Here is a 26405-nt window from a genome sequence, read left to right as displayed (position 1 = left end):
GTTGCATCAAACAGACTCAAACCGGTTCAAACAAAAAGGCCTGCTGCGAGCGATTTCGCAGCAGGCCTTTTTGTTGCCGTCGGCCATGACCGTGACCATGACCGCCGCCGGTGGCCGGCAACCGGAGGCTCGGCTCATGACCGGGCGCGACCTCCGTTAGCCAACGTTTCGCACTACGTGGAATCGGTGCCCGCGGTCTTTTCGGCCTTCAGGTTCGCCGCACTTTCAATCAGCTGTTCGAGCTGGCCGAAATTGACCGGCTTGGTCAGATGCGAGCTGAATCCTGCGCCGAGGCAGCGGCGTACGTCCTCATCGGTGCCGAAGCCCGTCAAGGCCACGGCCGGTACATCCGAATGCTCGCGGAAGGCCTTGATGAAGTCGAGCCCCGTGCCGTCCGGCAGGCCGACGTCGCTCACGATCAGATCGAAGCTGGCCGACTGGGTGGCCGCCAGCGCGTCGGCGACAAGCCCCACCACCGTCACCTCGTGGCCCAGGCCGCGGATCAGTTGCGCCATCACCTCGGCGGTATCCACGTGATCCTCGATCAGCAGGATCGTCAGCAGGCCGGCCGGATGGGCCGCCGCCGGCGCCGGCACGACCGCTTCTTGCACCGGCTTCGCCGCCGTCGGCAAGGTGATCGTGAAGGTTGCCCCACAGTGCGCGCCTGGGCTCTGTGCGGTCACCGTGCCGCCGTGCACGTCGGTCAATGCCTTGGTGATGGCCAGACCGAGCCCCAGGCCGCCGAACTGCCGGGTCATGTTCTGGTTGCCCTGCTCGAAGGCATTGAAGAGCTTGCCGATCTGCTCAGGCTCGATGCCGATGCCCGTGTCCTCGATCGAAATCTGCACCTGCATCCGCTCGTCGCGCGTGCGCACGTAGATATGGCCGCCGTCCGGCGTGAACTTGGCGGCGTTGCGAATCAGGTTCCACAGCATCTGCTGCAGCCGTGCGCGATCGGCCAGCACATAGTGGTGCTGCGCCAGCTTGTCGATGTGGACGTCCTGCTGCTTGACCTGAATCTCGCTGCGGAACAGATCTAGCACGCTGTCGATCACCTCATGCACGTCCACCGTTTCGAGCGACAGACGCAGCTTGCCGTTCGCGACCCGGGTGAGATCGAGCAGATCGTCGATCAGGCGTGCCTCGAGTTCCACGTTGCGGCGAATCATCAGCACGCACGAGCGCGCCTGGTCCGGCAACTCGGGTATCAGTTCGAGCACCCTCGCCCCGGCCAGCACTGGCGTAAGCGGCGTGCGCAGTTCGTGCGAGAGCATCGCCAGAAAGCGGTCTTTGGCGCGATTCGCCTCTTCCGCGGCGTGCCGTGCGGCCTGCTCCGAGGCAAGCAGCCGCTCGCGCTCTTCGATCGCCTCGCGCTGCGGATGGATGTCCGTGCAACTGCCGAACCATTTTCTGACGACGCCGTCGGAGTCGCGCATGGCGACGATCCGCGCGTCGAACCAGCGGTATTCGCCGTCATGACGACGAATCCGCAATTCATGCCGATAGTCGCCGGCGTCGCTCCTGACCGCCTTCAGCCAGGTCTGGCGGATTTCCTCGCGATCGTCCTCATGCACGGCCTCGAGCCACGCGAGACCAAACGAGTGGCCTTCGTCGAGACCGGTGTACTCCAGCCATTGCTTCGAGAGAAAGTCGCAATCGCCATTGGCCCCGCAGGTCAGCACAAGGTGCGGCAGCGCCTCGGACAAGGTCCGGTAATGCAACTCGCGGTCGCGCAACAACACAGCCTCGTCGGAGGCCTTTTGCAGGCGCACCTGGGAGAGCACGCGCTCGACGGCCTCCGGCAGATAGTCGAGGTAATCGCCGGACTTCGGCACCACATCCGACACGCCGGAGCGCAGCGCCTCGATGACGCGCGATTCGTCGGTAAAACCCGTGACGAGGATGGCCGGAATCCGCACGCCTTCGGCGCGCAGACGGCGGAAGAAATCGAGCCCGGTCTCCGGGCCGTTCAACTGGTAGTCGAGCACGAGCAGGTCCGGCGCGCCGCCGGCGATACGCTCGCGAGCGCTCTCGACGTCGGAACAGAGCGCCACCCGGCAACCGGCCCGCTGCAGCGACTTGCGCGCAAGACGCAGGATGCCCTCGTCGTCGTCGACGAGAAGCACATAAGCCGCGGGTGGCGTGGATACGTCTTCGGTCATGCTGGTTCTTTCTTTGGCTAGGTCCACTCTGGCAGACTTCCGGCGGCGCGGTTCTTACGATGCGGCCAAACGCTGGCCCTGCGGCAGCTTCACCACCTGCAGGAAGAAACCGAGGCGGCGCACCGCCTCGATAAACGCGTCATATTCGACGGGCTTCGTAATGTAGACGTTGCAACCGAGTTCATAGCAGCGTTCGATTTCGCGCGGGTCGTCGGTGGTCGTGAGGACGATCACCGGCACAGCCGCCGTCTGCGGCGCTTCTTTCAGACGGCGCAGCACCTCGAAGCCATCCACGCGCGGCATCTTCAGATCGAGTAGCACGACGAAGTTCGTCAAATCCTGGCGCGGCGGATATTTGCCGGCCGCGTCCCCGCTCGGCGGGTCGCCGAAAAAATAGTCGAGCGCCTGCTGACCGTCGGCAAAGCGCAGGAACCCGTTCGAGATGCCGGCCCGCCGTAGATTGCGTTCGACGAGTGTCGCATGACCGTCGTCGTCCTCGATCAGAATGATGCTGACCGTTTCCCCATTCTTCATATTGCCTCCGTGCCCACAAAGCGCAGGTGCGTGACCCTTTGTTTGTGTTTCATGCCATTCAGATAAACGCTGCGCCGCTATGCCGGTTCGACGGTCCAGGCGGCCCGGCTCACGCCCGGTTCACAATCGCGCCGGCTGTTCGGGCAGCACGACAAAAAACGTCGAGCCGGCCCCCTCCGCCGACTCCACCCAGACCCGCCCGCCGTGCCGCTCGACCATGCGCCGCACCAGTGCGAGCCCAATGCCGTCGCCTTTCGCCACCTCGCCGTGCAGGCGCTGGAAGGCGCGGAATACCTTCGACATATAGGCCGCCGGAATGCCGAGTCCGTTGTCGCGTACATAGTACGTACGCGTGCGAAGCACCGGCGGCTGGCGCTCGTCCACCGGTTCCGGCTCGCAGGCGCCGACCTCGATGCGGCCCACGCGGTCCGGATCGAGAAAGTTGAGCGCATTGCCGATCAGGTTGCTGAAGATCTGCTCGATCGCGCTCGGGTCCCCCCACGCAGGCGGCAACTCGCGCACCGTGACCAGCGCGCCGCGCGCTTCGATCGCGCCGGCCAGACCGTCCACGACGCGCGCCACCACGCGCCCAATACTCACGCGCTGCCATTGATACTCGAGCCGGCCGGCCCGCGAGATGCGCAGCAGCGCCTCGATGATCGCCGCGGCGCGCGTCACGGCCGTGCGCAAGAACTGCAACGACTCGCGCACGTCGCCGTCGAGCACGCTGGTCAGACGGTGTTGCTCGTCCGCCGGCAACTGGGCCGCGTCGATGGTGGTGCGCAACTCATCGCAGGATACCTGCAGCTCCTTGGAAAAGCCTTGCAGGTTGACAAGCGGCGAACGCAAGTCATGCGAAACGCTGTAGATGAACATCTCGTTGTCCTGCGTTTCCTGGCGCAACTCCTCGTTGACCCCGGCCAGTTCCTTGGCGCGCGCTTCGAGCCGCGCCTTCAGCACCGCCTGATCCTGGTCGGCGGCGCGCAGACGTGCGCCGGTCTGGTGCAGGACCGCATCGAGCGCGGCGATCTCGTCGTTGCCCGAGAGCGGCGCACTCAACGGCCGGCCGTGGCCGAGCCGTTCCGCATTACCGGTCAGCACCTCGAGACGGCGGCCGATGCTGCGCGCAAACGCCAGCGCGGTGATGCCCCAGATCAGCATGGAGCCGAGCACGGCGGCGATCAGTGCGTATTGCTGGCGAGCCCGCGTCTGCGCGAGCGACGCATTGCGCTCGGCATCGAGCCGCGACTCCTCGACGACGAAAGCGTCGAGCTGGTCGCGAAACAGCGCGACCTGGCGTGGCACCGCGCCGCCCTCGAGGGCCGCATACGCGGTCATGTTGCGGCCTTCGTGCAGGCCCTGCGAGATGGTGTCCGCCTGGGTGCGATAGGCGTCGACCATGGCGCGCATCTGCCGGACGCGCGCGGCCTGTTGGGGCGTGTCCACGACCAGTTGTTCGAGACGATCGAGACGGTCGGCAAGGTCGACCCATGCCGCCCGCCGGTCGATGAACGCGGGGTCGCCCACCACCATGCCCGTGCGAATCCGCGCGGCCTGACGTAGCAGCGGGTCGATCAGCGAAGACGACTGATACAGGATGTGCTTGCTATTGGCCACCCACAGCGCGGCTTGTGCCGCTTGCTGCTGGGTATCGAAGACGAGGCCGAGCAATGCCAGTTCGACGACGCTTGGCATCGCAATCAGCAGCAGACCCTTGGTGAAAAGTTTCATGTTCGCCTGGTAGTCTGTCCGGTCGCTGCACGGTCGAAGCGGTGGGCTGCGCGCCGCCCCCACGCGGCGCAGGCCGCCGAACCGCCGCAGCGGAACCGGGCCATTATCGACGTGAACCCAAGATATTTCAATCGGCCGCCCTTCAGGCGCTGGCCAACATAAAAATGTCTTTTTTTATTGGCGGGAGAGTCACCTACGCGGCCCGTGCGACTATTATGGAAACAGAAGTGTGGAGACATGTGCTGGGATGCGAATGCGCGCGGCAGGGCGATTCGGCACGATTCGTGCGGATGGGTGTGAGGCGGATTGATCGTCGAATCACCGTGAATCTGGCATTTTCGTATGCTATAAAAGATCGACGTGCGGCGGCGCGAAGCCGGGAGTGGTCGCATGAGGACGCTGCGTTTCTTGCAATTCTTTTTCAGGCGAATTTTTATGTCCTTCCCGAAAAAGCGTAGGCGCGCGAAGGTGGACGGCGATGAGTCGTTCCTTGCCGTACTACGGCATTTCAAACCGTTCGGCCAGCTCGACACCAAAATCGCGCGAGCCCGCGCGCAAGACGAGCCCGTACTCTACGCTCACGTACTGCCCGGCCTCGACGTGCTCCTGTGCAGCGTGCGGGGTGCGCAGCCGCCTTATCCGGCGCCCGCGGAGTTGCGCCGGCGCTGTATTGAATCCATTGCCAATGCCCTGGAACAGCCGCTCGACGGTCTGGAAAACGGCGGCTACTGGTATGAAGCGGACGGCTTCGGGTTTCTGGTGTTCGCGAGCCGCGCCCGCGGCCGGATTCTGCCGGAGTTCGGCGCGACCCGTACGGTAGGCGGCGCACGCCGCGGCGTGCGGCGTCAGGACGCCGCCGGCGATGCAGCGCCGCGTTCGCTGCGCTGATCTCCCTTACCCACGGTTCTAACTGCCCTTGTAGCTAGCGGCATTCGCCGGCGCCACCACCGCCGGCCCGGCAGGCTTGCCCGCGCCGTTCGCTGCGGCCGGCGCTGAAGCCGCGCCATCCAGCGACAGCGGCGCACGGGTCTTTTCCTTCTGTCCCGGCGGCGGCGCGCTCGGCTTCGCGCGCACGGTCGCCAGCAGTTGCGCGCAGGGTAGCGGCTTGTTATTGCTCGGCGCGATCAGCGGAATCAGCGCGGCGAGCGGATTGATCAGCCCGAGGCCGACCATCGCGCCGCCGCGCAACGCCAGCGCCGTTGCGTTCACCCCCACATGCGGATCCTTGAACGTCCCCTTCACGTACAGCGGCGAGCGCAAGGAAAACACGCGGAAGCCCTTCGTATGCGGATGCACGCCGAGGTCCATGGACTCATCGCGCATATTGACGTTACCGTCGATGTCGATCACGGCGTCGTCGGTATCGAGTGCGAAGATCCGTGGGTCGAGCACGCCGTCGGTCACGACGAAGTCCGCGGCCGCGCAATTGATCTTCACATCGGCTGTGCCGAACAGCTTTTCGTAGACCACGTTCGCCACGTTCAGGCCGGCCGCTTCCATCAGCAGACGGCTCACGGTGCCGTCGGTGACAAGCGCCTTCACCTCGCCGTTCGACGTAGCCGCCAGCGCCGCCGGCGAATTGCCGGTTGCGGAAATCGACGCATCGCCGTTCACTTCCCCGAGTGCGCTTTGCATCGTCTTGAAGTTCGGGAACAGTTGCTTGAGCTTGAGGTGGCGTGCCGAGGTCGCGAAACGGCCCTTCAAGGGCGTCGTGCTGCCGTCCAGATGAATGTCCGAGGCAAGCGTGCCGCCCGCCACGCCGAACGACAGCGGCACCAGCGACAGCACGCCGTCAGCCAGTACCACGTGGGTGTAGAGGTCGGTGATCGGCAGGTCCGGGTTCTTGACGATGCGCCGGGCGGTGAATTTGACGTCGGCGTCGATCGCTTTCCAGCGGTCGGTGCGGAACTGCTCGACCGGCAGCGCCTTGTTGGCCGGCTGCGCCGTCGCGTCGCCGCGCCTGGCCTTGCTGGCGTTGGAATCGGCGCCGATGATCGGGGCGAGATCGGAGAACTGCAGCAGGTTCGATACCAGATCGCCTTGCAGCATCGGCCGCGGTTCGCTCGCGGTATAGGTCAGCGAACCGTTCAGGTCGCTGCCGCCCACCCGGCCTGTAAAATTTTCATACTTATAGACGCTGCCGACCCGCTTGAACTGGCCCACCAGCCGGCCTTCGGTGGCATACGGCGGCGTATCGGGCAAGGTCACGCCCGTCAGCCCGTACAGACGCGCCATGCTGGTGCCCTGCACCCACAGCCGCATATCGATGGCGGCGAGGTGGGCGGGATCGGTGAGCGTGCCGACCACGGCCACATGCAGGTAGTCGCCGATCTTGATGTCCGCCTGGACCGGGAATGGCCGGTTGACGTCCTGCAGCGCGAGCACGCCGCCCAGCTTGCCGCTGCCCGAGACGGCCGTGCGGTTGTACGAACCCTTCACGGTCCAGCCGATCGCGTACGGCGGCACCGGCGGACGCGCACCGGCGCCCACACTGCTGGCCGGGTTGATCGGCGCGGAGGCCGCGGACGTCATCGTTGTGTTGCTCGCGGGGTTGCCGGCTGAGGAAGCGTGCGATGCGGCGCTGCCGGATGCGGCGGCTTCGGCGGCGGATGCACTCGATGCACCCGCTACGCTCGACGTCTCGGACGCGCCCGCTATCCCCGAAGCGCCCGCCGCTCCGGAAGCTCCCGCTGCCCCCGACGCCCCCGATGCAGCCGCCGACGCCGCCGTGGCCTCCGATGCCGCGATCGCATTCGCCTGGGCCGTCAGCCGGCTCGCGCCCTGCTTGCCGACCACCTGCGCCGACGCGCTGCGCGACGAGGCTTCCTGCTGCTTCATCACATCGCCGATCGGAATGGCCTGGCCGAGCGTATCGATCACGACCTGCATGTCGGTCTTCTTCTGCTGGTCCGAATAGGCGATCGTGCCTTTGTCGAAGGCGATGTCGTGCAATTGCAGCGTCCACTCCGAAGGTCCCGCGGACGACGGCAGCTTGAAGGTCCAGTTATTGCGCCCGTCGAGCACCCGCTCGAGGTCGACCGAAGGATTCACCAGATTGATGGCCGGAATCACAATGTCATGCGCGAGCAGCGGCAGCACCGCCACCTCGAAGTCGATCTCATCGAGCGTCGCGAAGTGCGGCTGTTGGGTCCAGTCGGGATTCGCGATCGTGATGTTGGCCGCCGAGAAGCGCGGCCAGGGCACCCAGGCGCGCCAGCCGGTCTCGCCCACCGGATGGCGCCAGCCCACTTCCAGATTGCCCTGGATCACGAACTGCCGGCCGATCGCCTCGCTCACTTTCTGATCGACGTAGGGACGCGCGCGGTTCCAGTCGAAGGTCAGAATAAAAATCGTCAGTGCGGCGATCAGGACGATGATGACCGCCACAATCCAGGCGATGATCTTGCCGATCCGTCCACCGATGCGCGACGCTGCCATGAGACACTCCGGTTCTTCGTGTTTGCGTATCGGACAGCAGATAGCATGCCCGGTTCACCGCGCGCGGCAGTCGCACCACCGTGCGCGGGGCGTGCATTGTACCTATAACCCCATTCCAGCCATGACGGACACTCCCCTCGTAGAGGCCCTCGACATCGCCCGGCAGGACCCGCAAAGCGGGCAGATGCTGCTGCAACCCACCCGCTTTGCCCTGTATGCGGGCGACCGGGTCGCCGTCACCGGGCCGTCGGGCTCCGGCAAGAGCGTGTTCCTGCGCGCCCTTGCGCTGCTCGACCCGCTCGCCGGCGGGCAGATGGCCTGGCACGGCCAACCGGTCGAACGCGCGACGATCCCGCGCTACCGGCGCAACGTCGCCTACATCCGGCAGCGTCCCGCGATTCTGGACGGCACGGTCGAAGACAACCTGCGCTATCCGTTCTCGCTGAAGGTTTATCGCGACATACGCTTCGATCGCGCACGGGCGGCATCGCTGGCGGTCCAGGCCGGCCGCGGCGAAGACTTTCTCGACAAGCGGGCGAGCGAACTGTCGGGCGGCGAGGCGCAGATCGCCGCGCTGATCCGCGTGTTGCAACTCGCCCCGGAAGTGTTGCTGCTCGACGAACCGACGGCCTCGCTCGACCCCGAGTCGTCCCACGCGATCGAGGGCCTCGTAGAAGCCTGGTTCAAAGCCGACGGACAAGCGCACGCGTCGGTGTGGGTGTCGCACGATCCGGCCCAGGCAAAACGCATGAGCGAGCGTCATCTGACGATGCGCGCCGGCGTGCTCGACGAAGCCGCGGCGGTCCTCTCTTCCACGCGCGACGGCGATCACCCGGAGCACACGCCATGACCCTGCAAAACCTCAGCCTGTGGGATGTCGGTATCGCCGCCTTGCTGATCGTCGTGAACGGGGCGGTCTCGTTGGCGCTGAAGCTCGATCTCGAACGCAAGCTGGCCTGGGCGGCCGTGCGTACCGTCGTCCAGTTGCTGGCCATCGGTTATGTGCTCGGCTGGGTGTTCCGCTTCGACCGCTGGTTTGTCGTGCTGCCGTTGATGGTGGTGATGACCTTGATCGCCGGTTTCGCGGGCGCGCAACGCGGCGCGCGCACCTACGCCGGTCAGCGCCAGGACAGCATTGTGTCGATCTGGGTCAGTTCGTGGCTGGTCGCGGCGGTGGGCCTGTTCGTCGTGATCCGCATCCGTCCGTGGTACGAGCCGCAATATGCGATTCCGATTCTCGGCATGATCCTCGGCAATACGCTTACCGGCGTGTCGCTCGGCATCGAGCGGATGACCGAAGAGCTGACCGCGCGGCGCGACCGGGTCGACATGACGCTCGCGCTCGGCGCCACCCGCTGGGAAGCCGCCCAGGGACCGGCGCGCCAGGCCGTGCGGGCCGGCATGATCCCGACGCTCAACCAGATGGCGGTGGTGGGCGTGGTCAGCCTGCCCGGCATGATGACGGGTCAGGTGCTGGCCGGTCAGTCGCCGCTGCAGGCGGTGCGCTATCAGATCGTGATCATGTTCCTGATCGCGGCTTCGTCGGCGCTCGGCACGGTGGGCGCCGTACTGCTGACGTACCGCCGGCTGTTTTCCGCCGACCACCGGTTTCTGGCGTCGAGACTCGTGGAGCGTGCCGCGGCCGGGCGCTAGTCAGCCACGCATGGCGCGGCGCGGCGCGCCGGCCGCTCAGCGCTTCGCCGACACCGCCAGTTGGGTGCCGTCGTTCAAGGTCAGCGTCTTCGTGCTGCCGTTCGTGGGCATCGTAAAGCGCACGATCTGACTGACCGTCAGGCCGTTCGGACACTGGAGCGTCTTGCCCTTGTTCGTCACTGCCCTGGTGCCGTGCGGGGTCTGCGCCTGGAAGCTGAGCTGGACCGTGGCGGTACCGTCGCCGGCGACCACCGGCGCAAAGCGGATCTGCGTTTGCCGCAGCATCGCGCCGTTGGTATCGACCGGCAGCGATGCATCGGCCGGGCACTGATCCACGGCCGCGACCGGGCCGCCGGGCGGCACGGTCTTCCAGGTGAAGTCGTCGGACTCGCCGGAGCGGATCGTGCGCGTTTCCTGCGCATTGCCGAACTGCTTCGAAGTGACCTTGACGGTATAGCGGATCGGCCCGTCCGGCGCGGCTTGCGAGGTCACCGTGATGGGGGTGGCGGCGTACGCCGGCGGGACGAGTGTGCAGGCAAGCGAAGCAACCAGCGAAGTAACAAGCGAAACGGCGGAGCGGCTGAAGCACGGGCTCATGGTGTCACCTCCTCGTTGTGCCGCTGCACCCTCTCGGGGCGAGATGCGCGGCTATTTTTGCCTGGGAGCCCTGTCAGTCTACCGCCAAGCGGACCCGAGCGCGCTTCGCGCGGATCGGGTGTTAACCCGCTTGCGGTCAGGCAAAAAGCCGCCTAGAAACCGGTCAGCACCAGCTTGCCGATTGCCCGCCCTTCTTCCAGCAACTGATGCGCGCGCCGCACGTTCTGTGCGTTGATCTTGCCCAGGTCTTCGCCGACCGTCGTGCGCAAGGTGCCCGCGTCGATCAGGCGCCCCACTTCGGTCAGCAGCTTGTGCTGCTCGATCATGTCAGGCGTGCCGAACATCGAACGCGTGAACATGAATTCCCAGTGGAACGCCGCGCTCTTGGCCTTCAGCAGTTCGACCGGAACCGGCCTGGCATTTTCGACGATCGTGCAGATGCCGCCCTGCGGTTTGACGACGGTGGCCGCTGCCGGGAAATGCTTGTCCGTGTCGTTGAACATCAGCACGTAGTCCACCTGCTCGAAGCCGATCTGCTTCAGTTGCGCCGGCATGTCGCCGAAGTGATCGACGATGTGGTCCGCGCCGAGTTCGGTCGCCCATTTCGCCGACGCCGGACGCGAAGCCGTCGCAATCACGGTCAGGCCGGCAAGCTGTTTCGCCAGTTGAATCCCGATCGAACCGACCCCGCCCGCGCCGCCGATGATCAGCACCGAGCGGCCCTTATCGGCCCCCTGCGGCGACACGCCGAGGCGATCGAACAGCGCTTCCCACGCGGTGATCGCGGTCAGCGGCAACGCGGCGGCGTGGCTGAAGTCGAGCGAGGCCGGCTTGCGGCCGACGATCCGTTCGTCCACCAGGTGATATTCGCTATTCGCGCCCGGCCGCGTGATGCTGCCGGCGTAAAACACCGGATCGCCGACCTTGAACAAGGTGACCTCCGGCCCCACCGCTGCGACCGTCCCGGCCGCATCCCAGCCGAGCACGCGCGGCGCCTTCTCGACGGTGTCTTTCGGCGAGCGCACCTTGAAGTCGACCGGATTCACGGAGATCGCCTCGACCTTGACCAGCAGGTCGCGACCGGTGGCTTCCGGTTGCGGAATCTCGACATCGAGCAGTGCTTCGGGATGGTCGATGGGCAAGTAACGGTGAAGACCGACAGCTTTCATGGCAACTCCTGATTCGTTCGTAAAGGATGCGGGATAACGGGCATGCATTCCGGCACTACGGGGCTGCAAAAGCCCTGTACGGCTCGGACGTGCACTTATCTTAGGACGATCCTTACCCGCCCGGAACAGGCATAATGACTTAAACATTTTCTTGAAAATCAGAAGAATGGCTTCCACTGCGTCATCTACGCCCTCCCCGTCGCCGATGTTTCAGGAACGCGAACGGCTCGACCTGCTCGACGTCGCGCTGTTCGTGCGGGCCGCTCTGCTGGCGAACGTGTCGGCGGCCGGCCGCGAATTCGGTCTGTCGGCCGCGGTGGCAAGCGCCCGGCTCGCCCAGCTCGAACGGCTGCTGGGCGCGCGCCTGCTGCATCGGACCACGCGCCGCATCAGTCTCACGCAGGACGGCGAGATTTTCATGACGCGGGCGCAGACGCTGCTCGATGCCGCCGCCGCGGCGCGCGCCTCGGTCGGCCGGGCGCAAACCGAGCCGCACGGCCGCTTGCGGGTGGCGATGACGTCGTCGTTCGGACGCCAGCACGTGTCGCCGGTCATTCCCGAATTTCTGCGCCGCTATCCGGGCGTGAGCGTCGATTTGCGCCTCTCCGATCACCTCGTCGACCTGGTCGATGCCGGGGTGGATCTGGCGATCCGGCTCGGCGCGCTGAAGGATTCCACCCTGGTGGCGAAACGGCTGGCCGCGAACCCGCGCGTGATCTGCTGCTCGCCCGCCTATCTGGCCGGGCGAGGCGTGCCGCATCACCCGGCGGATCTCGCGCAACACGAATGCGTGATCCTCTCGGACCAGCACACGTGGGCGTTCGAGACGCCCGCGGGGCGCCTCGACGTGCGCGTGGGCGGACGCCTCGCCACCGATAACGGCGAAGTGATTCGCGATGCGCTGCTGGCCGGCTTCGGGATTGCGCTCAAATCGACCTGGGACGTCGCGCCTTATCTGCGCAGCGGCGAACTCGTGACCATTCTCGACAGTTATCCGCTCGCCGAAACGGTGGCGATCTGGGCGGTCTATCCGAGCCGGGCGTTCGTGCCGCCGAAGACCCTGGCGTTCATCGACTTTCTCGCCGCACACTTCGGCGATCCGCCGTATTGGGACGTGGCGCCTGGATGAACCGGCTTCACGCGCTTAATGCTTGCGATGCCGCTTGCGTGTGGTTTGCGTGCGGTCTCGACGCCGCTTGCCTTCGGACATGCGGGCGAGATCCAATGGTCTGCTCAATCGGCCTTCGCGCCATCCAGCCGCTTTTTCATGGCCGCCGTGATGCGCTGGCGCGTTTTTGCGTAAGCGGACCAAGGGTCCTCGTGCAGCGACTCAAGCCGTTCATGCAGATTGGCGACGGTCCATTGATCCCCGCCCGTCGTACCGTCAAGCTCGTCCCATCCGAGCGGCACCGACACGCCCAGCCCCGGCCGCGCCCGTGCGGAGAAAGCGACCACCGTGCTCGAGCCACGGTTGTTGCGCAGGTAATCGACAAAGATCTTGCGCTTGCGATTCTGCGGCCCCATCTTCGCGGCGAAGTGCTTGGGCAGCGTGGCCGCCATATGCTGCGCGACAGCCTGCGAAAACGTCTTCACCTCGTCCCAGCCTGCGTGTTTGGCTAACGGCACGACCACATGCAATCCCTTGCCGCCGCTCGTCTTGCAGAACGACGCGAGGCCGAGTTCTTCGAGCAGCGTACGGGTGAGTTGGGCGGCTTCGATCATCTTGTCCCAGCCGAGCGCCGGGTCGGGGTCCAGATCGAACACCATGCGGTCGGGCTTCTCGATGTTCGAGACGAGCGCGTTCCAGGTATGCAGTTCGATCGTGCCCATTTGCGCGGCGCCGATCAACGCCTTGACGGTATCGATCGTGATCAGCGGCGGATGACCGGCATCGAGCCCGGGATGCTGGGTGACATTTGGAATCGACAGCTTCTGGCTGTGCTTCTGAAAAAACAGCTCGCCGCCGATGCCGTCCGGCGCCCGCACCAGCGAAACCGGCCGGTCGTGCAAATGCGGCAGCAACCATGCTTCGATCGATTCGTAGTACTTCACAAGATCGATCTTGCGCGTGCCGGTTTGCTTGTCGATCACGCGATCCGGATGGGAAATCCGCACACCGACCACCGTCTCGGTGAAAGCGTCCTTTTTCGTCGCGCGTGCGCGGGTGGCGTGCGCCGCTGCTGGCTCGTCCACAGCCGGGGCACGCGAGGCAGACGCCTTAGTTGCCGGACCTTTCGCCGCGCGGATTTTCGCGGGCGCTTCCGTTGAACGTCCACTCGGATGGTGTTGCACATCGCCTCCTTCGCGCGGCGTTTCCCTGACGATCTGCCGCGCCGGTTTGTCGTGTCGCAGACTGACGAACGACGCCTGGCGCACGATGCGCTCGTCGGTCCACTCCGCGAAGTTGCATTCGCAAACGAGTTCTGGCTTGACCCAGTGAACCGGCGTGCGGCTACGTTCGCGCGGCGTCTCGGCGAACGGCATGCGCGACTGTTCACGCGCGTCGAGCTCCTTTTTCACCGCGCGCAGCAACGCTGCATCGAAACCGGTGCCGACCCGGCCGGCATACTGCAGCGTGCCTTCGGCGTCGTACACGCCGAGCAGCAGCGCGCCAAAAGCGGCGCGGCTGCCCGCCGGCTCGGTGTAGCCGCCGATCACGAATTCCTGCCGGCGGCGGCACTTCAGCTTGATCCACGCCGCGCTGCGCCCCGAGGCGTAGCGGCTGTCGCGCCGCTTGCCGATGATGCCTTCGAGCGCCATATCGCAGGCGCTTTTCAGCAGATCGTCGGCGCTAAAGTCGAAGTCTTCCGAAAAGCGCAACACGCGGTTGTCCGCCCCTTCGAGCAGTGCGTGCAGAATGGCGCGGCGCTGCACCAGTGGCACGCCGCGCAGGTCGTAGCCATTTAGAAACGGCAAGTCGAACAGGTAGATCACGATGTCCTGCGGCCGGTTGGCGTCGAACGCGTTTTGCAGCGCCTGAAAGTTCGGCACGTCGTTGTGATCGAGCACCACCGCTTCGCCGTCGAGCCATCCGCTATCGAGCTCGAGTTGCGCGAGCGCGCCGACCTGCTTGCTGAATTTCGCGGACCAGTCGTTGCCGGCGCGTGTATAGATCTGAACCGGGTTCTTCGCGACGCGACGATCGATACGCACGAGCACCCGGTAGCCATCGAACTTGATCTCGTACGACCATTCGTCGCCCGGCGGAGCGGACTCGACCAGCGTCGCCAGTTGCGGTTTGAACGTGGCGGGTAAGGCGGCCTTCTTTGCGCCCTCGATCGCCGGCGATGCAGCCAAAGTACGGAGCGACTCCGCGCTGCGGTTCGTGACGATGTCGGTCTTCTTCGGGTTGGCGCTGCGTGTGCGGCTTGTTGTCTTCGGTGCTGTCTTCGACGCTGCAGTCTTGCTGGAGCGCGCCGCTGGCTTACTTGCGGCCAGCTTTGTCGCGGCCGGTTTCTCGGCGACGCGTTTAGCCGCGGTTTTCCGCGCGGCCCCCTTGCCCGCGTTACCTGCGCGGCGCGCGGCCGCCCCGTCGAGCACACTGCCGGGCCGCTCGGCGAGCACGTCGAAGTCGGCCTCGCTACGCGCCGCCTCATCACGCTCCTTGATCAGCAGCCACTGCTCCTTGTCGCCGCTGCCGCGCATGTGGCTGCGCACCAGCATCCAGCCACCGTGAAGCTTGTCGCCCTCCAGCGAGAACTTGAGCTTGCCCGCCCGATACGCCTCGCGCGCGTGCGCAGCCCCACCGTCCGGCTCCCACGTGCCGCGATCCCACACGATGACCGAACCCGCGCCGTAGTTCCCGGGCGGAATCTCGCCTTCGAACGAGCCGTATTCGAGCGGGTGATCTTCGACATGGACGGCGAGCCGCTTTACCGACGGATCCAGGCTCGGCCCCTTGGGCACCGCCCACGACTTCAGCGTGCCGTCGAGTTCGAGCCGGAAGTCGTAGTGCAGGCGACGCGCGTCGTGTTCCTGGATCACGTAGGCGAGCGCGTGCGCCGGCTTGCGCGATGGCATCTTGCCGGCCGCAGCCTTGCGGGCTGGCTTGCCGGACGGTTCGGGCGTCTCGTCGAAGCGGCGCTTGCGGTGATAGGGATCGAGCCGGTCGGTCATGGTCGTACTTTAAAAGCATCCTCAAGCGGCGCTGCGCTTGCGATGCGAGGCGTCCTTACTAGGCGAAGCGGCGGTACGAGCCGCGACCCCGCTGGCGCGGCGCGTCGTGCTGGTCTTGCGCGGTCGCGTCGTCGCGGGCGCCTCTGCGTCGTCATGGTCCGGCGCCGCACGCGACCGGCTGCCGGCTTTGCCCTTGCCGCGCCCGAGACTGCGCTTGAGCAGATCCGACAGATCCAGAATCTCCGCGGACCGACGCGACTCGCGCGGCGTCTCGACCTCGACGATCTCTTCGGTCTTGCCCGCGCGAACCTTGCGGTCGACGAGCGCCATGATGTCGTCGCGGAACGTGTCGTGATAGGTGGACGGGTCCCAGCCATCGCTCATGTCGTCGATCAGCTTTTTCGCCATATCGAGTTCGCGCGCGGTCACGCCCGCCTTCTTCGGCTCTTCGGACGGCAGCTTCAATTCGTTGTAGTCGCGCACTTCGTCGGCCCAGCGCAGCGTGTTGAGCGCAAGTACCGGCCCGACCGGAATGAGCGCCGCCAGATGCTGCTTGTTGTGCAGCACGACGTTGGCGATACCGATCTTGCCCGACGCCTTCAACGCCTCGCGCAGCAGCGCGTAGACCTTCTCGCCCTTGCGGTCCGGTGCGAGAAAATACGGGGTGTCGAGATACAGAAACGAGATCTCGGGCGCTTCGACGAAGGCGAGAATATCGACGGTTTGCGTCGATTCCGGGTTCGCCGAGCGGATCTCGTCGTCGGACAGCACGACGTACTTGTCCTTCTCATATTCGAAGCCGCGCACGATATTGTCGCGCGAGACTTCCTTGCCGGTCCGCTTGTTGATCTGCCGGTAGCCGATCGGGTCGATCGAACGCTTGTCGAGCAGATTGAAGCCGACTTTCTCCGACTGCGTCGCCGGATACAGTTGCACCGGGACGTGCACGAGGCCGAAGCTGATCGCGCCTTTCCAGATCATGTGTGACATCGTGCGCTCCCAAAGGCCGGGACCTTCGACGACGCATCAAGCGTGCCACGGCGGCCGCGGCCCCGGCGACCGCGCCGTGCGCGGGTTGTGAACCGAGCGCCCTGTAACTCTTGCGCCGTGTCGGCAAAAGCTACGGCCCGCGGGGAGTCCGCCTAGCCCACCTCGCACGGCGCCGCGGCGAACCCGCGAAAGCGCGCCCGGCCGCCGCGCGTCGGCGCGCCGCTTAAGCGGTACGAAGGAAAGCGCTGCACGAAACGCCCGATCGCAATGCGCGCTTCGAGCCGTGCGAGCGAGAGCCCCGCGCACTGATGAATGCCGAAGCCAAAGGCCAGATGACGATTCGGCTCGCGACGAATCTCGAAGCGCTCAGGATCGGCAAACTGCTCCGGGTCGCGGTTGGCCGCGCCGATGCACAGCGTGACCGGTGTGCCGCGCGCCACGGCGTGTCCGCCAATCTCAGTGTCGACGGTGGCCATCCGGTTGCCGAGCTGGTTCGAGCTCTCGAAGCGCAGGCACTCTTCGACCGCACTGTCGATCAGTCCCGGCTCCTGCTGCAAGGCGGCACGCGCGTCGGGCCATTCGCTGAGCGTGACGAGTCCGTTGCCGATCAGATTGGTGGTCGTCTCATGGCCGGCATTCAGGATGAAGATGCAGTTCTGCAGCAGTTCCACCTCCGAGAGACGTTCGCCGTCCACTTCGCCTTCGATCAGACGGGTCAGGACATCGTGCTGCGGATCGCCCGGCGAACGACGGCGGCGCGCCACCAGATCCTGCAGATAGGCGACGAACTCGCTCACCGCACGGTTGCCGCGTTCGAGCTGCGCGGCGTTTAAGGCCGGTTCGAGCGCGCCGAGAATCGCCAGCGACCAGTCACGCAGCGGCGCGCGCTCCTCGTGGGGCACGACGAGCAGATTGCCGATGATCTCGAGCGGAATCGCGGCGGCGAATTCGCCGATCAGATCGAGGCGCCCCTGATCGGCGGCGGCGTCGAGCAATCCATCCACCAGCCGGATGAGGCCCGGCTCCATCGCCGCAATCGCCCGCGCCGTGAGTGCGCCCGCAATCAGCTTGCGCACCCGCGTATGCAGCGGCGGGTCGTTGAAAACGAGGCTCGTCGTGTGATGCGCGTAGAGCGGCGAGGCGCCGTACTTCGGCTTGAATTCGACGGTCTTGTCCGAACTGAACATCCTGGGATCGCGGTAGACCGCCTGCACGTCCTTGTAGCGCGTGAGGAAGAGCGAGCCGTCGGGCATGCGCTTCACCGGTTCGTGCGTGCGCAGCGCGCGGTAGACCGGATAGGGATCGGCGTAGAACGCCGGTGTCAGATGCTGGAGATCGAAATCGCGCGCAAGGATATGGGGGGCGTCGGCGGTGGCAGGCAGGGTCATGGCGGTCTCCGTGATTTTGTATGGGCAGCGTGATGGGCGCTATGGGGAGCGCATCCGTTGATCATGCGTGGCTTTCGCAGGTTCAAACGGGTTATAGGCGCTGCTTGCCGGTTCCGAAAGTATGACCGGGCCGCCCGGCGGATGCATTGTGCTTACCCGTTACAATAACGGGATTTTCCGCGCGCGCCGCGCGCTCTTTCCTCGTCGACATGAACCTCGTCATCCAAAGCCCCGCGCCCCTGTCCGCCGACCACCATAAGACGCTCGTCGCGCTCGCGCGCGGCTCGCGCGCCACCGCCATCGACGCCCACGCGATCCGCATTGCCGACGCTAGCCCGTCCCAGCGCGCCGATCTGGACGTCTACTGCGGCACGCACGCCCTGGATTACGCGTTTGTGGAACCCAACCGGCAGTTGCGCGACTTCGGCCTGGTTGCCATGGACATGGACTCGACGCTGATCACGATTGAATGTATCGACGAAATCGCGGATTTCTGCGGCCTGAAGGCCGAAGTCGCGGCGATCACCGAAGCGTCGATGCGCGGCGAAATCAAGGATTTCAACGAAAGCCTGGTTCGCCGGGTGGCGCTGCTCAAGGGACTCGACGCGGGCGCGCTGGAACGTGTGTACGAGGATCGGCTGCGCCTGTCGCCCGGTGCAGAACAGATGCTGAACGGCGTGAAAGCAGCCGGTTTGAAGACCTTGCTCGTATCCGGCGGTTTCACCTTCTTCACCGAGAAGCTGAAAGCCCGCCTCGGCCTCGATTTCACGCGAGCCAATACGCTCGAAATCGTCGACGGCAAGTTGACCGGCCAGGTCACGGGCGAGATCGTCAATGCGGAAGTCAAGGCGCGCACGCTGCGCGAGACCTGTGCGACGCTTGGCATCGAGCCCAGCCGGGCCATCGCGATGGGCGACGGCTCCAACGATCTGAAGATGATGGCCGAGGCAGGGTTATCCGTGGCGTTTCGCGCCAAGCCGGTAGTGCGCGAAGCGGCGAGTGTCGCGTTCAATCATGTTGGGCTCGATGGGGTGTTGCGGTTGTTTTGAGACCACTGCCGCGTCCCCACCCGCCCGCTGCAGACGCAAAAAAAGCCCATCGAAACCAGGTTTCGATGGGCTTTTTTCAACGACGCAAGCTGCAATTACACCAGCGTACCCAGACTCCGCTCCATATCCGCGCGCAGATCGGCCTCTTCTTCCAGCCCGATGTAGAAGCGCACCAGCGTACCCCGATGCGGCCACTGCGCTGCGGTACGCATCGAGGCGATGTCGTACGGCATCACGAGACTATGTGCGCCGCCCCAGCTCCAGCCGATCGAAAACAGCTCGAGCGACTCGCAGAACGTATCGATTTGCGCCGGCGTATAACGTCCATCGAACACCACCGAAAACAAGCCGCCCGCCCCCGTGAAGTCACGTTCGTAGAACTCGTGCCCGGGACAATCGGGCAACGCGGGATGTAGCACCGCAGCGATCTCCGGCCGCGTCTTCAGCCACTTCGCCAGCGCGAGCGCGCTGCGGTCATGCTGCTCGAAGCGCACCTGCATGCTCGGCAGGCTGCGCAGGATCAACGAGCAGTCGTCCGACGAGACGCCGATCCCCATGCGCATGCGCGCCGCTTTCAGTTTGACATGCAGCTCGCGCTCGACGGTAATCGTCGCGCCCATCAGCACATCGCCACCGCCCGATTGATATTTGGTCAGCGCCTGCACCGAAATATCGACGCCATGTTCGAACGGACGGAACGCGAGCCCCGCGGACCAGGTATTGTCGATGGCCGTGATCACATTGCGGGCTCGCGCCGCCGCGGTGATCGCGTCCACGTCCGGCACTTCCATCGTCACCGAGCCCGGCGCCTCGAGCCAGATCAGCCGCGTATTGGGCTGGATCAGATCGGCAATCCCGGCGCCGATCATCGGATCGTAGTAGCGCACCGTAATGCCGAAGTCTCGAGCGAGCCAGTCGCCGTGCTCGCGGTTCGGCGAATAGACGTTATCGGGGATCAGGACATCGTCGCCGGCTTTGACGAGACCGAAATAAACATTGGAAATCGCCGACAGTCCCGAGGGTTGCAGCAGCGCATGATTGCCGCCTTCGATGGCCGCCAGCCGCTGCGCCAGCACGAGCGAGGTGGGCGTGGCGTGCAAGCCGTAACGCCATTGACCGTCGTTGCGCCAGTCGAGCGAGCGCATCGTCGCCAGATCCGGAAAGACGACCGTCGAGGCGCGCGCGACCGGCACCGCGAACGATTCGAAGCCCGGGGTCACCTGATCTTCAGCGCGCACGATACGGGTTTGCAGGCCGCGCCTGGGTTTGGATTGAGTCATGGTCAATTCGCGTAGAGCCAAAATGGAACGATGAGAGAACGCCAGGCGGATCGGCAGAGCGCGCGAGCGGCGCGCTTACTCGCCGATCGAGAGGTTGTTCACTCCGTTTACCGTATGCGCGCCGCTCGCTGCAGGCGCTGCGGGAGCCGACGGCGCGGTTCCGGCCGCCGGCGGCTGAGCCGGCGCACCCGGCGCAGGCACCGGTTGTCCGGCCGCGAGCGGACGCAAGTCGAACGGCTGCGGATCCGAATCGTCGACGTTCATCCGGTCCCCTGCCAACGAACCGTCAGCGGCAAACTTGCCGACCCAGTTTCCCGTGATGTGGGTGCCATCGTTCGACTCCTCGACTTCGAGCGTATCGCCGTCGCGGTCGCCCGCAATCAGGATCACTTCGCCCGTATCGGTGTACTGATATTCGCCGTGCACGCCGGACGGGTCGTCGGTCTTCGCGCCGAGCCGCAATACGATCTGACGCGTGCCGAGCGTGCCAGCGTAGCGCGGAAACTTCGCGAACTCCGGGCTCGGCTTGAGCGGCAACTGGATGGGGGGCGGCGCCGCCAGTTCCTTGACCGCATCGCTCTGCGCCCACGCTGCGCGGGGCGACAAGCTGCCTGCACCGGCCAGCAGCAGCACCGCTGCGGCACCGGGGATCCAGCCGCGCCAACGCGCGACGCTCCTGATTGCTTTCGATTCCAGCATCCGTTTCCTTCCTGTTGCATGAGACGAGGCGCAGCGCGCCCGGCGTCAGATCCGTTCGAAGATCGCCGCGATGCCCTGGCCGCCGCCAATGCACATCGTCACGAGCGCGTAACGCCCGCCGATGCGCTGCAGCTCGTACAGCGCCTTCACGGTAATCAATGCGCCGGTCGCACCGATCGGGTGGCCGAGCGAAATGCCGGAGCCGTTCGGGTTGACCTTCGCGGGATCGAGCCCAAGTTCCTTGCTGACCGCACACGCCTGCGCGGCAAACGCTTCGTTGGCTTCGATGACGTCGAGATCGGCCACCGTCAGGCCGGCCCGTTCGAGCACCTTGCGGGTGGCCGGCACCGGGCCGATGCCCATATAGGCCGGATCGACGCCCGCATGTGCGTAGGCCACCAGCCGCGCCAGCGGCTTCACGCCGCGCTGCTCGGCCACGCTGCGTTCCATCAGCACGACGGCGGCAGCCGCATCATTGATACCGGACGCGTTACCGGCCGTCACCGAACCGTTTTCCTTGGCGAACACCGGCTTCAACTTCGAGAAGTCTTCCGCCGACGGGTTCAGACGCACGTGTTCATCCTGCTCGAACACGACGTCACCTTTCTTCGATGAGATCGTGACCGGCAGGATCTGTTCCTTGAAGTAACCGCTGGCGATCGCATGGGCCGCGCGTCGATGCGATTCAAGCGCGAGCGCATCCTGCGCCTCACGGGAGATGCCGTATTTCTGTGCGACATTCTCGGCCGTTACGCCCATGTGAATGCCCTGAAACGGGTCCTGCAGCGCACCGAGCATCATGTCGACGAGACGCGCATCGCCCATGCGCTGACCGAAGCGCGCAGCCGGCATCATGTACGGCGCGCGGCTCATGTTTTCCGCGCCGCCGCCAATGGCGATGTCCGCGTCGCCGAGCAGCACGCTCTGTGCAGCGGAGACGATCGCCTGCAGGCCGGAACCGCACAGGCGGTTCACCGTGAGCGCGGGCGCATGCTGCGCGACGCCGCCGTTCAACGCGGCCACGCGGGCCAGATACATGTCCTTCGGTTCGGTGTGGACCACATTGCCGAACACCACATGGCCGACTTCGTCGCCCGTCACCTTGGCCCGCGACAGCACCTCGCGCACCACGCGGGCGCCGAGATCGGTCGGCGAGAAGTCTTTGAGGCTGCCGCCGAAGTCGCCGATTGCCGTACGCACGCCGCTTACCACCACCACTTCTCGTTGCATCGCTCGCTCCTCTTACTGTCTGACTCTCTGATCGCGATCTGGACGGCCACTCCGTGCGGCGGTTCGCGGGCCGCCTTGTGCGCCGGTGCCGAGGCGTGTGGTCCGTCGGGTGGGCGCAGGGCCGCTCACGACAACCTCGCCCGCTCAGGCCGCCAACGCCTTCTCGACCGCGTTGCGCCCGGGAATCGGCGCGACCGCCCCGAAACCTTGCGTGGACAATGCCGCCGCCATATTCGCGTAACGCGCCGCCGCGAACGGATCGTCGCCCGCCACGATACGGGCGACGAACGCACCACCGAAGCAGTCGCCGGCGCCGGTCGCGTCGACCGCGTCCATGACGTGCCCCGGCACCTCGCGGCGCTCGTCGGGCGTGGCCACATAAGCACCCTGCTTGCCGAGCTTGAGCGCGACGACGCGCGGCCCCAGCGCCAGCAGGTAATCGACGATCTCGTCGCGGCCTGTGAGCCCCGTCAAGACGGTCACGTCGTCCCAGCTCGGCAGGCAGATGTCGGTATGGCGAATCGCTTCGACCATCACCGCACGCGCCCGCGCGAGCGGCCATAGCTTGAGGCGCAGATTGGTGTCGAAACTCACCCGCACGCCGTTGGCGCGCGCGTGGCCAATCGCAGCCAGGGCCGCGTCGCAGGCGCTGAGGCTGATCGCGAGGCTGACGCCGGACAGATGCAGTACCTGCGCGGCCGCAATCGCCTCGAGCGGCAGATCGTACGGCGCATAGCGGCTAGCGGCCGACCCAGCGCGCAGATAATCGAACTGGTGACCGTCGACGCCGTGCGAAACGAAATAGACGCCGGTCGGCGCGTGGCTGTCGACCTTCACCGTCGACGTATCCACCGTTTCGCGTTGCCACAGATCGAGCAGCAGACGCCCGAAATGATCGTCGCCGACCGCCGACACAAACCCCGCAGTCGCGCCCTGACGGGCCGCCGCGACGCAGAAGTTCGACGTGTCGCCGCCGAAGCCCTGCAGGTAGCTGGACGGGTCCTTCGACGACTGGTTGAATTCGACCATCGCCTCACCAAGCGCGAGGATTGCCGGGCTCGCCGCCGTGGACATGGCTTACACCTCGCCCCACAGATCGTGGCCGTCCGCGCCGGTGATTTTCACCGACACGAAATCGCCCACCTTGTAGCGCTTCGACGCCTTGGTGGTGGGCGAGATGTACACGACGCCGTCGATCTCCGGCGCGTCTGCGGCTGTGCGGCCGATGCCGCCGTCGTCATTGATCTCGTCGACCAGCACCTTCAAGGTCTTGCCGACCTTGCGCGCGATACGCTTGGCCGACACTTCCTCGGCCACTTCCATGAAGCGCGCGCGGCGCTCTTCGCGCACTTCGTCGGGCAAGGCGCCGTCGAGTTCGTTGGCGGTGGCGCCTTCAACCGGCGAGTAAGCGAAGCAGCCGACGCGATCGAGTTCCGCCTCGCGAATGAAATCCAGCAGCGTCTGGAACTGCTCTTCGGTCTCGCCGGGGAAGCCGGCGATGAACGTGCTGCGGATAGTCAGGTCCGGGCAGATCTCGCGCCAGGCGCGCACGCGCTCGAGCACCTTCTCGGCATTGGCCGGACGCTTCATGCGCTTCAGCACTTCGGGATGCGCGTGCTGGAACGGTACGTCGAGATACGGCAGCACGTGGCCCTTGAACGGACCTTCGGCCATCATCGGGATGACTTCGTCGACGCTCGGGTACGGATAGACGTAATGGAGGCGCACCCACGCGCCGTATTGCGCGGCCAGTTCGCCGAGCGCGGCGACGAGGTCCGTCATGCGCGTCTTGATCGGCTTGCCGTTCCAGAAACCGGTGCGGTACTTCACGTCCACGCCGTACGCGCTCGTGTCCTGCGAAATCACGAGCAGTTCCTTTACACCGGACTTGAACAGGTTTTCCGCTTCGAGCATCACGTCCGCGACCGGACGCGACACGAGGTCGCCGCGCATGGACGGGATGATGCAGAACGTGCAGCGGTGGTTGCAGCCCTCGGAAATCTTCAGATAGGCATAGTGACGCGGCGTGAGCTTCACGCCCGCAGCGGGCACCAGGTCGACGAACGGATCGTGCGGCTTCGGCAGATGCATGTGCACGTGCTGCATGACTTCGCCCAGCGCATGCGGACCGGTCACCGCCAGCACCTTGGGATGGACTTCTTCGATCAGGCCCGAGCCGCTCGCGCTCTTCTTCGCGCCGAGGCAGCCGGTGACGATGACCTTGCCGTTTTCAGTGAGCGCCTCGCCGATCGCGTCAAGGCTTTCCTGCACGGCCTCGTCGATGAAGCCGCAGGTGTTGACGACCACGAGGTCCGCGCCGTCATAGGTCCCGGAGATCTCGTAGCCCTCGGCGCGCAGTTGCGTGATGATCTGCTCGGAGTCGACGAGCGCTTTGGGGCAGCCGAGGCTGACAAAGCCGACCTTGGGGGCGGCTGTGTTCGGCGAAATGGGGGAAGTAGCTTGCGGCATAGGGTCGGTCCGGCGGATGGCGGTAAACGTAACCTCACATTGTACCCCGTGGCACGGTCTGGGCCTCCGCGTAAAGCGAAGGCCGTCCGCCGGAAGTCGCGCGCGTGAAACGACCAGACTCACTACGCTAAGCTAGCGCAGGTGCGGCCGGTCACCGGAGCATCCATTGCTCCCGCCCATCGGACTGCCCACGGTCAGCCCGCTGCGCCCTCTTTGCAGCAGTTTCGCCAGTCCGACACTGAGCCGGACGGCGCACACTCATGCCGCCTTACTTCTTCTCCGGCTCCGGATCCGTCTGCGGATTGGCAGGCGTGAACGGGAAGGTGCTGAACATCGACTTCGCCTGGTTCTGCATCTGCTCCTGCATCTGCACGAACATGTTCTTCGACTGCTCGATGTAGCTGGTCATCATGCCCTGCATCATCGGCGCCTGCATGTTCATGAACTGCGACCAGACCTCAGGGTTCATCGCCTTGCCTTCATACAGGTTCTTCGACTGGTCGGCGAGCTTGGCCTGAATGTCGATAAACGCCTGGATGTTCTTCTCGAGATAGGTGCCCATCATGCCCTGCATCGCGTGTCCGTAGAAACGGATGATCTGCGAGAGCATCGACGACGAAAACATCGGCAGACCGCCGCTCTCTTCTTCCAGGATGATCTGCAGCAGAATGGCGCGCGTCAGGTCCTCGTTGCTCTTCGCATCGATGACCTTGAAATCCTCCTGGTCCAGCACGAGCTGCTTGACGTCCGTCAGCGTGATGTACGTGCTTGTCTCGGTGTCATAGAGCCGACGGTTCGGATATTTCTTGATGAGTCGTTCGGCAGTTTTCTTTGTAGTAGTGGTCATTTAACGCCTTTGAGCGCCATTGAAGCGCAGAAACGGCGTCCTGCCGCACGCGCAACCGGGCCCGATTGCAGGTACGAGACGCCGCCGGAAACACCTGAACCCTGTAGCGCCCTGTCTTGCGACCGGACGCTGCACGGATCAGCCCATGTGCAGACCGCCATTCAGCGAAAAATCCGCGCCCGTCGAAAAGCCCGATTCGTCCGACGCGAGCCACGCTACGATCGAACCGATTTCATCCGGCTGGCCGAGACGGCGCACCGGAATCGTCGCAACGATCTTTTCCAGCACATCGGGGCGGATCGACTTGACCATATCCGTACCAATGTAGCCAGGCGAAACGGTGTTCACCGTGACGCCCTTGGTGGCGACTTCCTGAGCCAGCGACATTGTGAAGCCGTGAATGCCGGCCTTCGCCGTCGAGTAGTTCGTCTGCCCGAACTGGCCCTTCTGCCCGTTCACCGACGAGATGTTGATCACTCGCCCGAAGCCACGCTCGACCATCCCGTCGATCACCTGCTTGGTGACGTTGAACAGGCTCGTCAGGTTGGTGTCGATCACCGCCGTCCAGTCTTCGTGGGTCATCTTGCGGAACACGACGTCGCGCGTAATGCCCGCATTGTTGACCAGAACGTCGACCTCGCCGACCTCGGCTTTCACCTTGTCGAAAGCCGCCTTGGTCGATTCCCAGTCGCCCACATTGCCTTCCGAGGCGATGAAGTCGTAACCGAGGACCTTCTGCTCTTCGAGCCACTTGACGCGGCGTGGGGAGTTCGGGCCACAGCCGGCGACGACCTTGAAGCCTTCCTTGTGAAGACGTTGGCAAATGCTCGTGCCGATGCCGCCCATCCCGCCCGTTACATACGCAATTCGCTGTGCCATAAACCACACTCCATTATCGTTTTTTCGAGGCGCCGACCGGCAGCCCCTTCCCTCGCCTGTACTGCATCTCCGCTGCCGCCGGGCGACCGGCTGGCGAGGCCACTACACCGCACACCACGCACCGCTTCGACCCGGACCGCTGACGCCGCGGCGCGCGGCAACACTCAACTCATT

The 26405-nt window shown here is 65.2% G+C and carries 21 protein-coding genes; 5 read left to right on the top strand and 16 right to left on the bottom strand.

Annotated features, from left to right (window positions below):
• Positions 1-173 precede the first annotated feature (173 nt).
• From BUS12_RS19980 to BUS12_RS19970, 3 genes are all read right to left on the bottom strand, one after another.
• Positions 174-2162, bottom strand: coding sequence for a hybrid sensor histidine kinase/response regulator (locus BUS12_RS19980; RefSeq protein WP_074298575.1), 1989 nt, complete (start codon positions 2160-2162; stop codon positions 174-176).
• Between the two features lie 54 nt (positions 2163-2216).
• Complete coding sequence (locus BUS12_RS19975) at positions 2217-2696, bottom strand: response regulator (protein WP_074298573.1); 480 nt, start codon at positions 2694-2696, stop codon at positions 2217-2219.
• A 120-nt stretch (positions 2697-2816) separates the two neighbouring features.
• Positions 2817-4427, bottom strand: a complete 1611-nt coding sequence (locus tag BUS12_RS19970) for a sensor histidine kinase (protein WP_074298571.1) — start codon at positions 4425-4427, stop codon at positions 2817-2819.
• Positions 4428-4817: 390 nt separating this feature from the next.
• Here BUS12_RS19970 and BUS12_RS19965 point away from each other — a divergent pair, with 390 nt between their 5' ends.
• Entirely contained in the window at positions 4818-5315 is a 498-nt protein-coding gene (locus BUS12_RS19965; RefSeq protein ID WP_074298569.1) for a hypothetical protein, read from the top strand.
• An 18-nt stretch (positions 5316-5333) separates the two neighbouring features.
• Here the strand turns inward: BUS12_RS19965 and BUS12_RS19960 are convergent, their stop codons facing one another.
• Positions 5334-7865 carry an AsmA family protein gene (locus BUS12_RS19960; RefSeq protein WP_074298568.1) on the bottom strand — a complete coding sequence of 844 codons (2532 nt, stop codon included), beginning with the start codon at positions 7863-7865 and terminating at the stop codon, positions 5334-5336.
• 121 nt (positions 7866-7986) lie between these two features.
• On the opposite strand from BUS12_RS19960, the gene BUS12_RS19955 reads away from it, so the two are divergent.
• Both BUS12_RS19955 and BUS12_RS19950 read left to right on the top strand, forming a co-directional pair.
• Positions 7987-8715, top strand: a complete 729-nt coding sequence (locus BUS12_RS19955; RefSeq protein ID WP_074298565.1) for an ABC transporter ATP-binding protein — start codon at positions 7987-7989, stop codon at positions 8713-8715.
• Positions 8712-9518 (top strand): ABC transporter permease, encoded by an 807-nt coding sequence (locus tag BUS12_RS19950; protein WP_074298564.1) that lies wholly within the window; start codon positions 8712-8714, stop codon positions 9516-9518. The genes BUS12_RS19955 and BUS12_RS19950 overlap by 4 nt, the downstream gene beginning before the upstream one ends.
• Positions 9519-9554: 36 nt before the next feature.
• Here BUS12_RS19950 and BUS12_RS19945 read toward each other — a convergent pair whose 3' ends face one another.
• On the bottom strand, positions 9555-10115 hold the full coding sequence (locus BUS12_RS19945; RefSeq protein ID WP_074298562.1) for a DUF6013 family protein: 561 nt from the start codon (positions 10113-10115) through the stop codon (positions 9555-9557).
• Between the two features lie 152 nt (positions 10116-10267).
• Positions 10268-11284 (bottom strand): zinc-binding alcohol dehydrogenase family protein, encoded by a 1017-nt coding sequence (locus BUS12_RS19940; RefSeq protein ID WP_074298561.1) that lies wholly within the window; start codon positions 11282-11284, stop codon positions 10268-10270.
• A 166-nt stretch (positions 11285-11450) separates the two neighbouring features.
• Here BUS12_RS19940 and BUS12_RS19935 point away from each other — a divergent pair, with 166 nt between their 5' ends.
• Positions 11451-12413, top strand: a complete 963-nt coding sequence (locus tag BUS12_RS19935; protein WP_074298559.1) for a LysR family transcriptional regulator — start codon at positions 11451-11453, stop codon at positions 12411-12413.
• Positions 12414-12517: 104 nt separating this feature from the next.
• On the opposite strand, the gene ligD is transcribed toward BUS12_RS19935, so the two are convergent.
• From ligD to BUS12_RS19920, 3 genes are all read right to left on the bottom strand, one after another.
• The gene (gene ligD / locus BUS12_RS19930) at positions 12518-15400 is read right to left on the bottom strand and encodes a DNA ligase D (RefSeq protein ID WP_074298557.1); all 2883 of its coding nucleotides are present in this window, start codon (positions 15398-15400) and stop codon (positions 12518-12520) included.
• A gap of 21 nt (positions 15401-15421) precedes the next feature.
• Positions 15422-16390: a non-homologous end joining protein Ku gene (locus tag BUS12_RS19925; protein WP_074298555.1), complete on the bottom strand. Its 969-nt coding sequence runs from the start codon at positions 16388-16390 to the stop codon at positions 15422-15424.
• 152 nt (positions 16391-16542) lie between these two features.
• On the bottom strand, positions 16543-17778 hold the full coding sequence (locus BUS12_RS19920; RefSeq protein WP_074298553.1) for a cytochrome P450: 1236 nt from the start codon (positions 17776-17778) through the stop codon (positions 16543-16545).
• Positions 17779-17987: 209 nt separating this feature from the next.
• Between BUS12_RS19920 and serB the strand changes: the two genes are divergently transcribed.
• On the top strand, positions 17988-18827 hold the full coding sequence (gene serB / locus BUS12_RS19915) for a phosphoserine phosphatase SerB (RefSeq protein ID WP_074298551.1): 840 nt from the start codon (positions 17988-17990) through the stop codon (positions 18825-18827).
• Positions 18828-18922: 95 nt separating this feature from the next.
• On the opposite strand, the gene BUS12_RS19910 is transcribed toward serB, so the two are convergent.
• The 7 genes from BUS12_RS19910 to BUS12_RS19880 form a co-directional block, all read right to left on the bottom strand.
• On the bottom strand, positions 18923-20107 hold the full coding sequence (locus tag BUS12_RS19910) for a cystathionine beta-lyase (RefSeq protein ID WP_074298549.1): 1185 nt from the start codon (positions 20105-20107) through the stop codon (positions 18923-18925).
• 75 nt (positions 20108-20182) lie between these two features.
• The gene (locus BUS12_RS19905; protein WP_074298546.1) at positions 20183-20806 is read right to left on the bottom strand and encodes a hypothetical protein; all 624 of its coding nucleotides are present in this window, start codon (positions 20804-20806) and stop codon (positions 20183-20185) included.
• Positions 20807-20851: 45 nt separating this feature from the next.
• Positions 20852-22036 (bottom strand): beta-ketothiolase BktB, encoded by a 1185-nt coding sequence (bktB, locus tag BUS12_RS19900; RefSeq protein ID WP_074298544.1) that lies wholly within the window; start codon positions 22034-22036, stop codon positions 20852-20854.
• 144 nt (positions 22037-22180) lie between these two features.
• Positions 22181-23110 (bottom strand): sugar kinase, encoded by a 930-nt coding sequence (locus BUS12_RS19895; RefSeq protein ID WP_074298543.1) that lies wholly within the window; start codon positions 23108-23110, stop codon positions 22181-22183.
• Between the two features lie 3 nt (positions 23111-23113).
• Entirely contained in the window at positions 23114-24505 is a 1392-nt protein-coding gene (rimO, locus tag BUS12_RS19890) for a 30S ribosomal protein S12 methylthiotransferase RimO (RefSeq protein WP_074298539.1), read from the bottom strand.
• 268 nt (positions 24506-24773) lie between these two features.
• Positions 24774-25352 (bottom strand): polyhydroxyalkanoate synthesis repressor PhaR, encoded by a 579-nt coding sequence (gene phaR / locus BUS12_RS19885; protein ID WP_074264803.1) that lies wholly within the window; start codon positions 25350-25352, stop codon positions 24774-24776.
• Between the two features lie 138 nt (positions 25353-25490).
• Positions 25491-26231: a 3-ketoacyl-ACP reductase gene (locus BUS12_RS19880; RefSeq protein ID WP_074298537.1), complete on the bottom strand. Its 741-nt coding sequence runs from the start codon at positions 26229-26231 to the stop codon at positions 25491-25493.
• Positions 26232-26405 lie beyond the last annotated feature (174 nt).

The organism is Paraburkholderia phenazinium (assembly GCF_900142845.1).
GTDB classification, from domain to species: domain Bacteria; phylum Pseudomonadota; class Gammaproteobacteria; order Burkholderiales; family Burkholderiaceae; genus Paraburkholderia; species Paraburkholderia phenazinium_A.
Note: the sequence above shows the minus strand (reverse complement) of the source record. Positions and strands in the feature narration are given on the sequence as shown.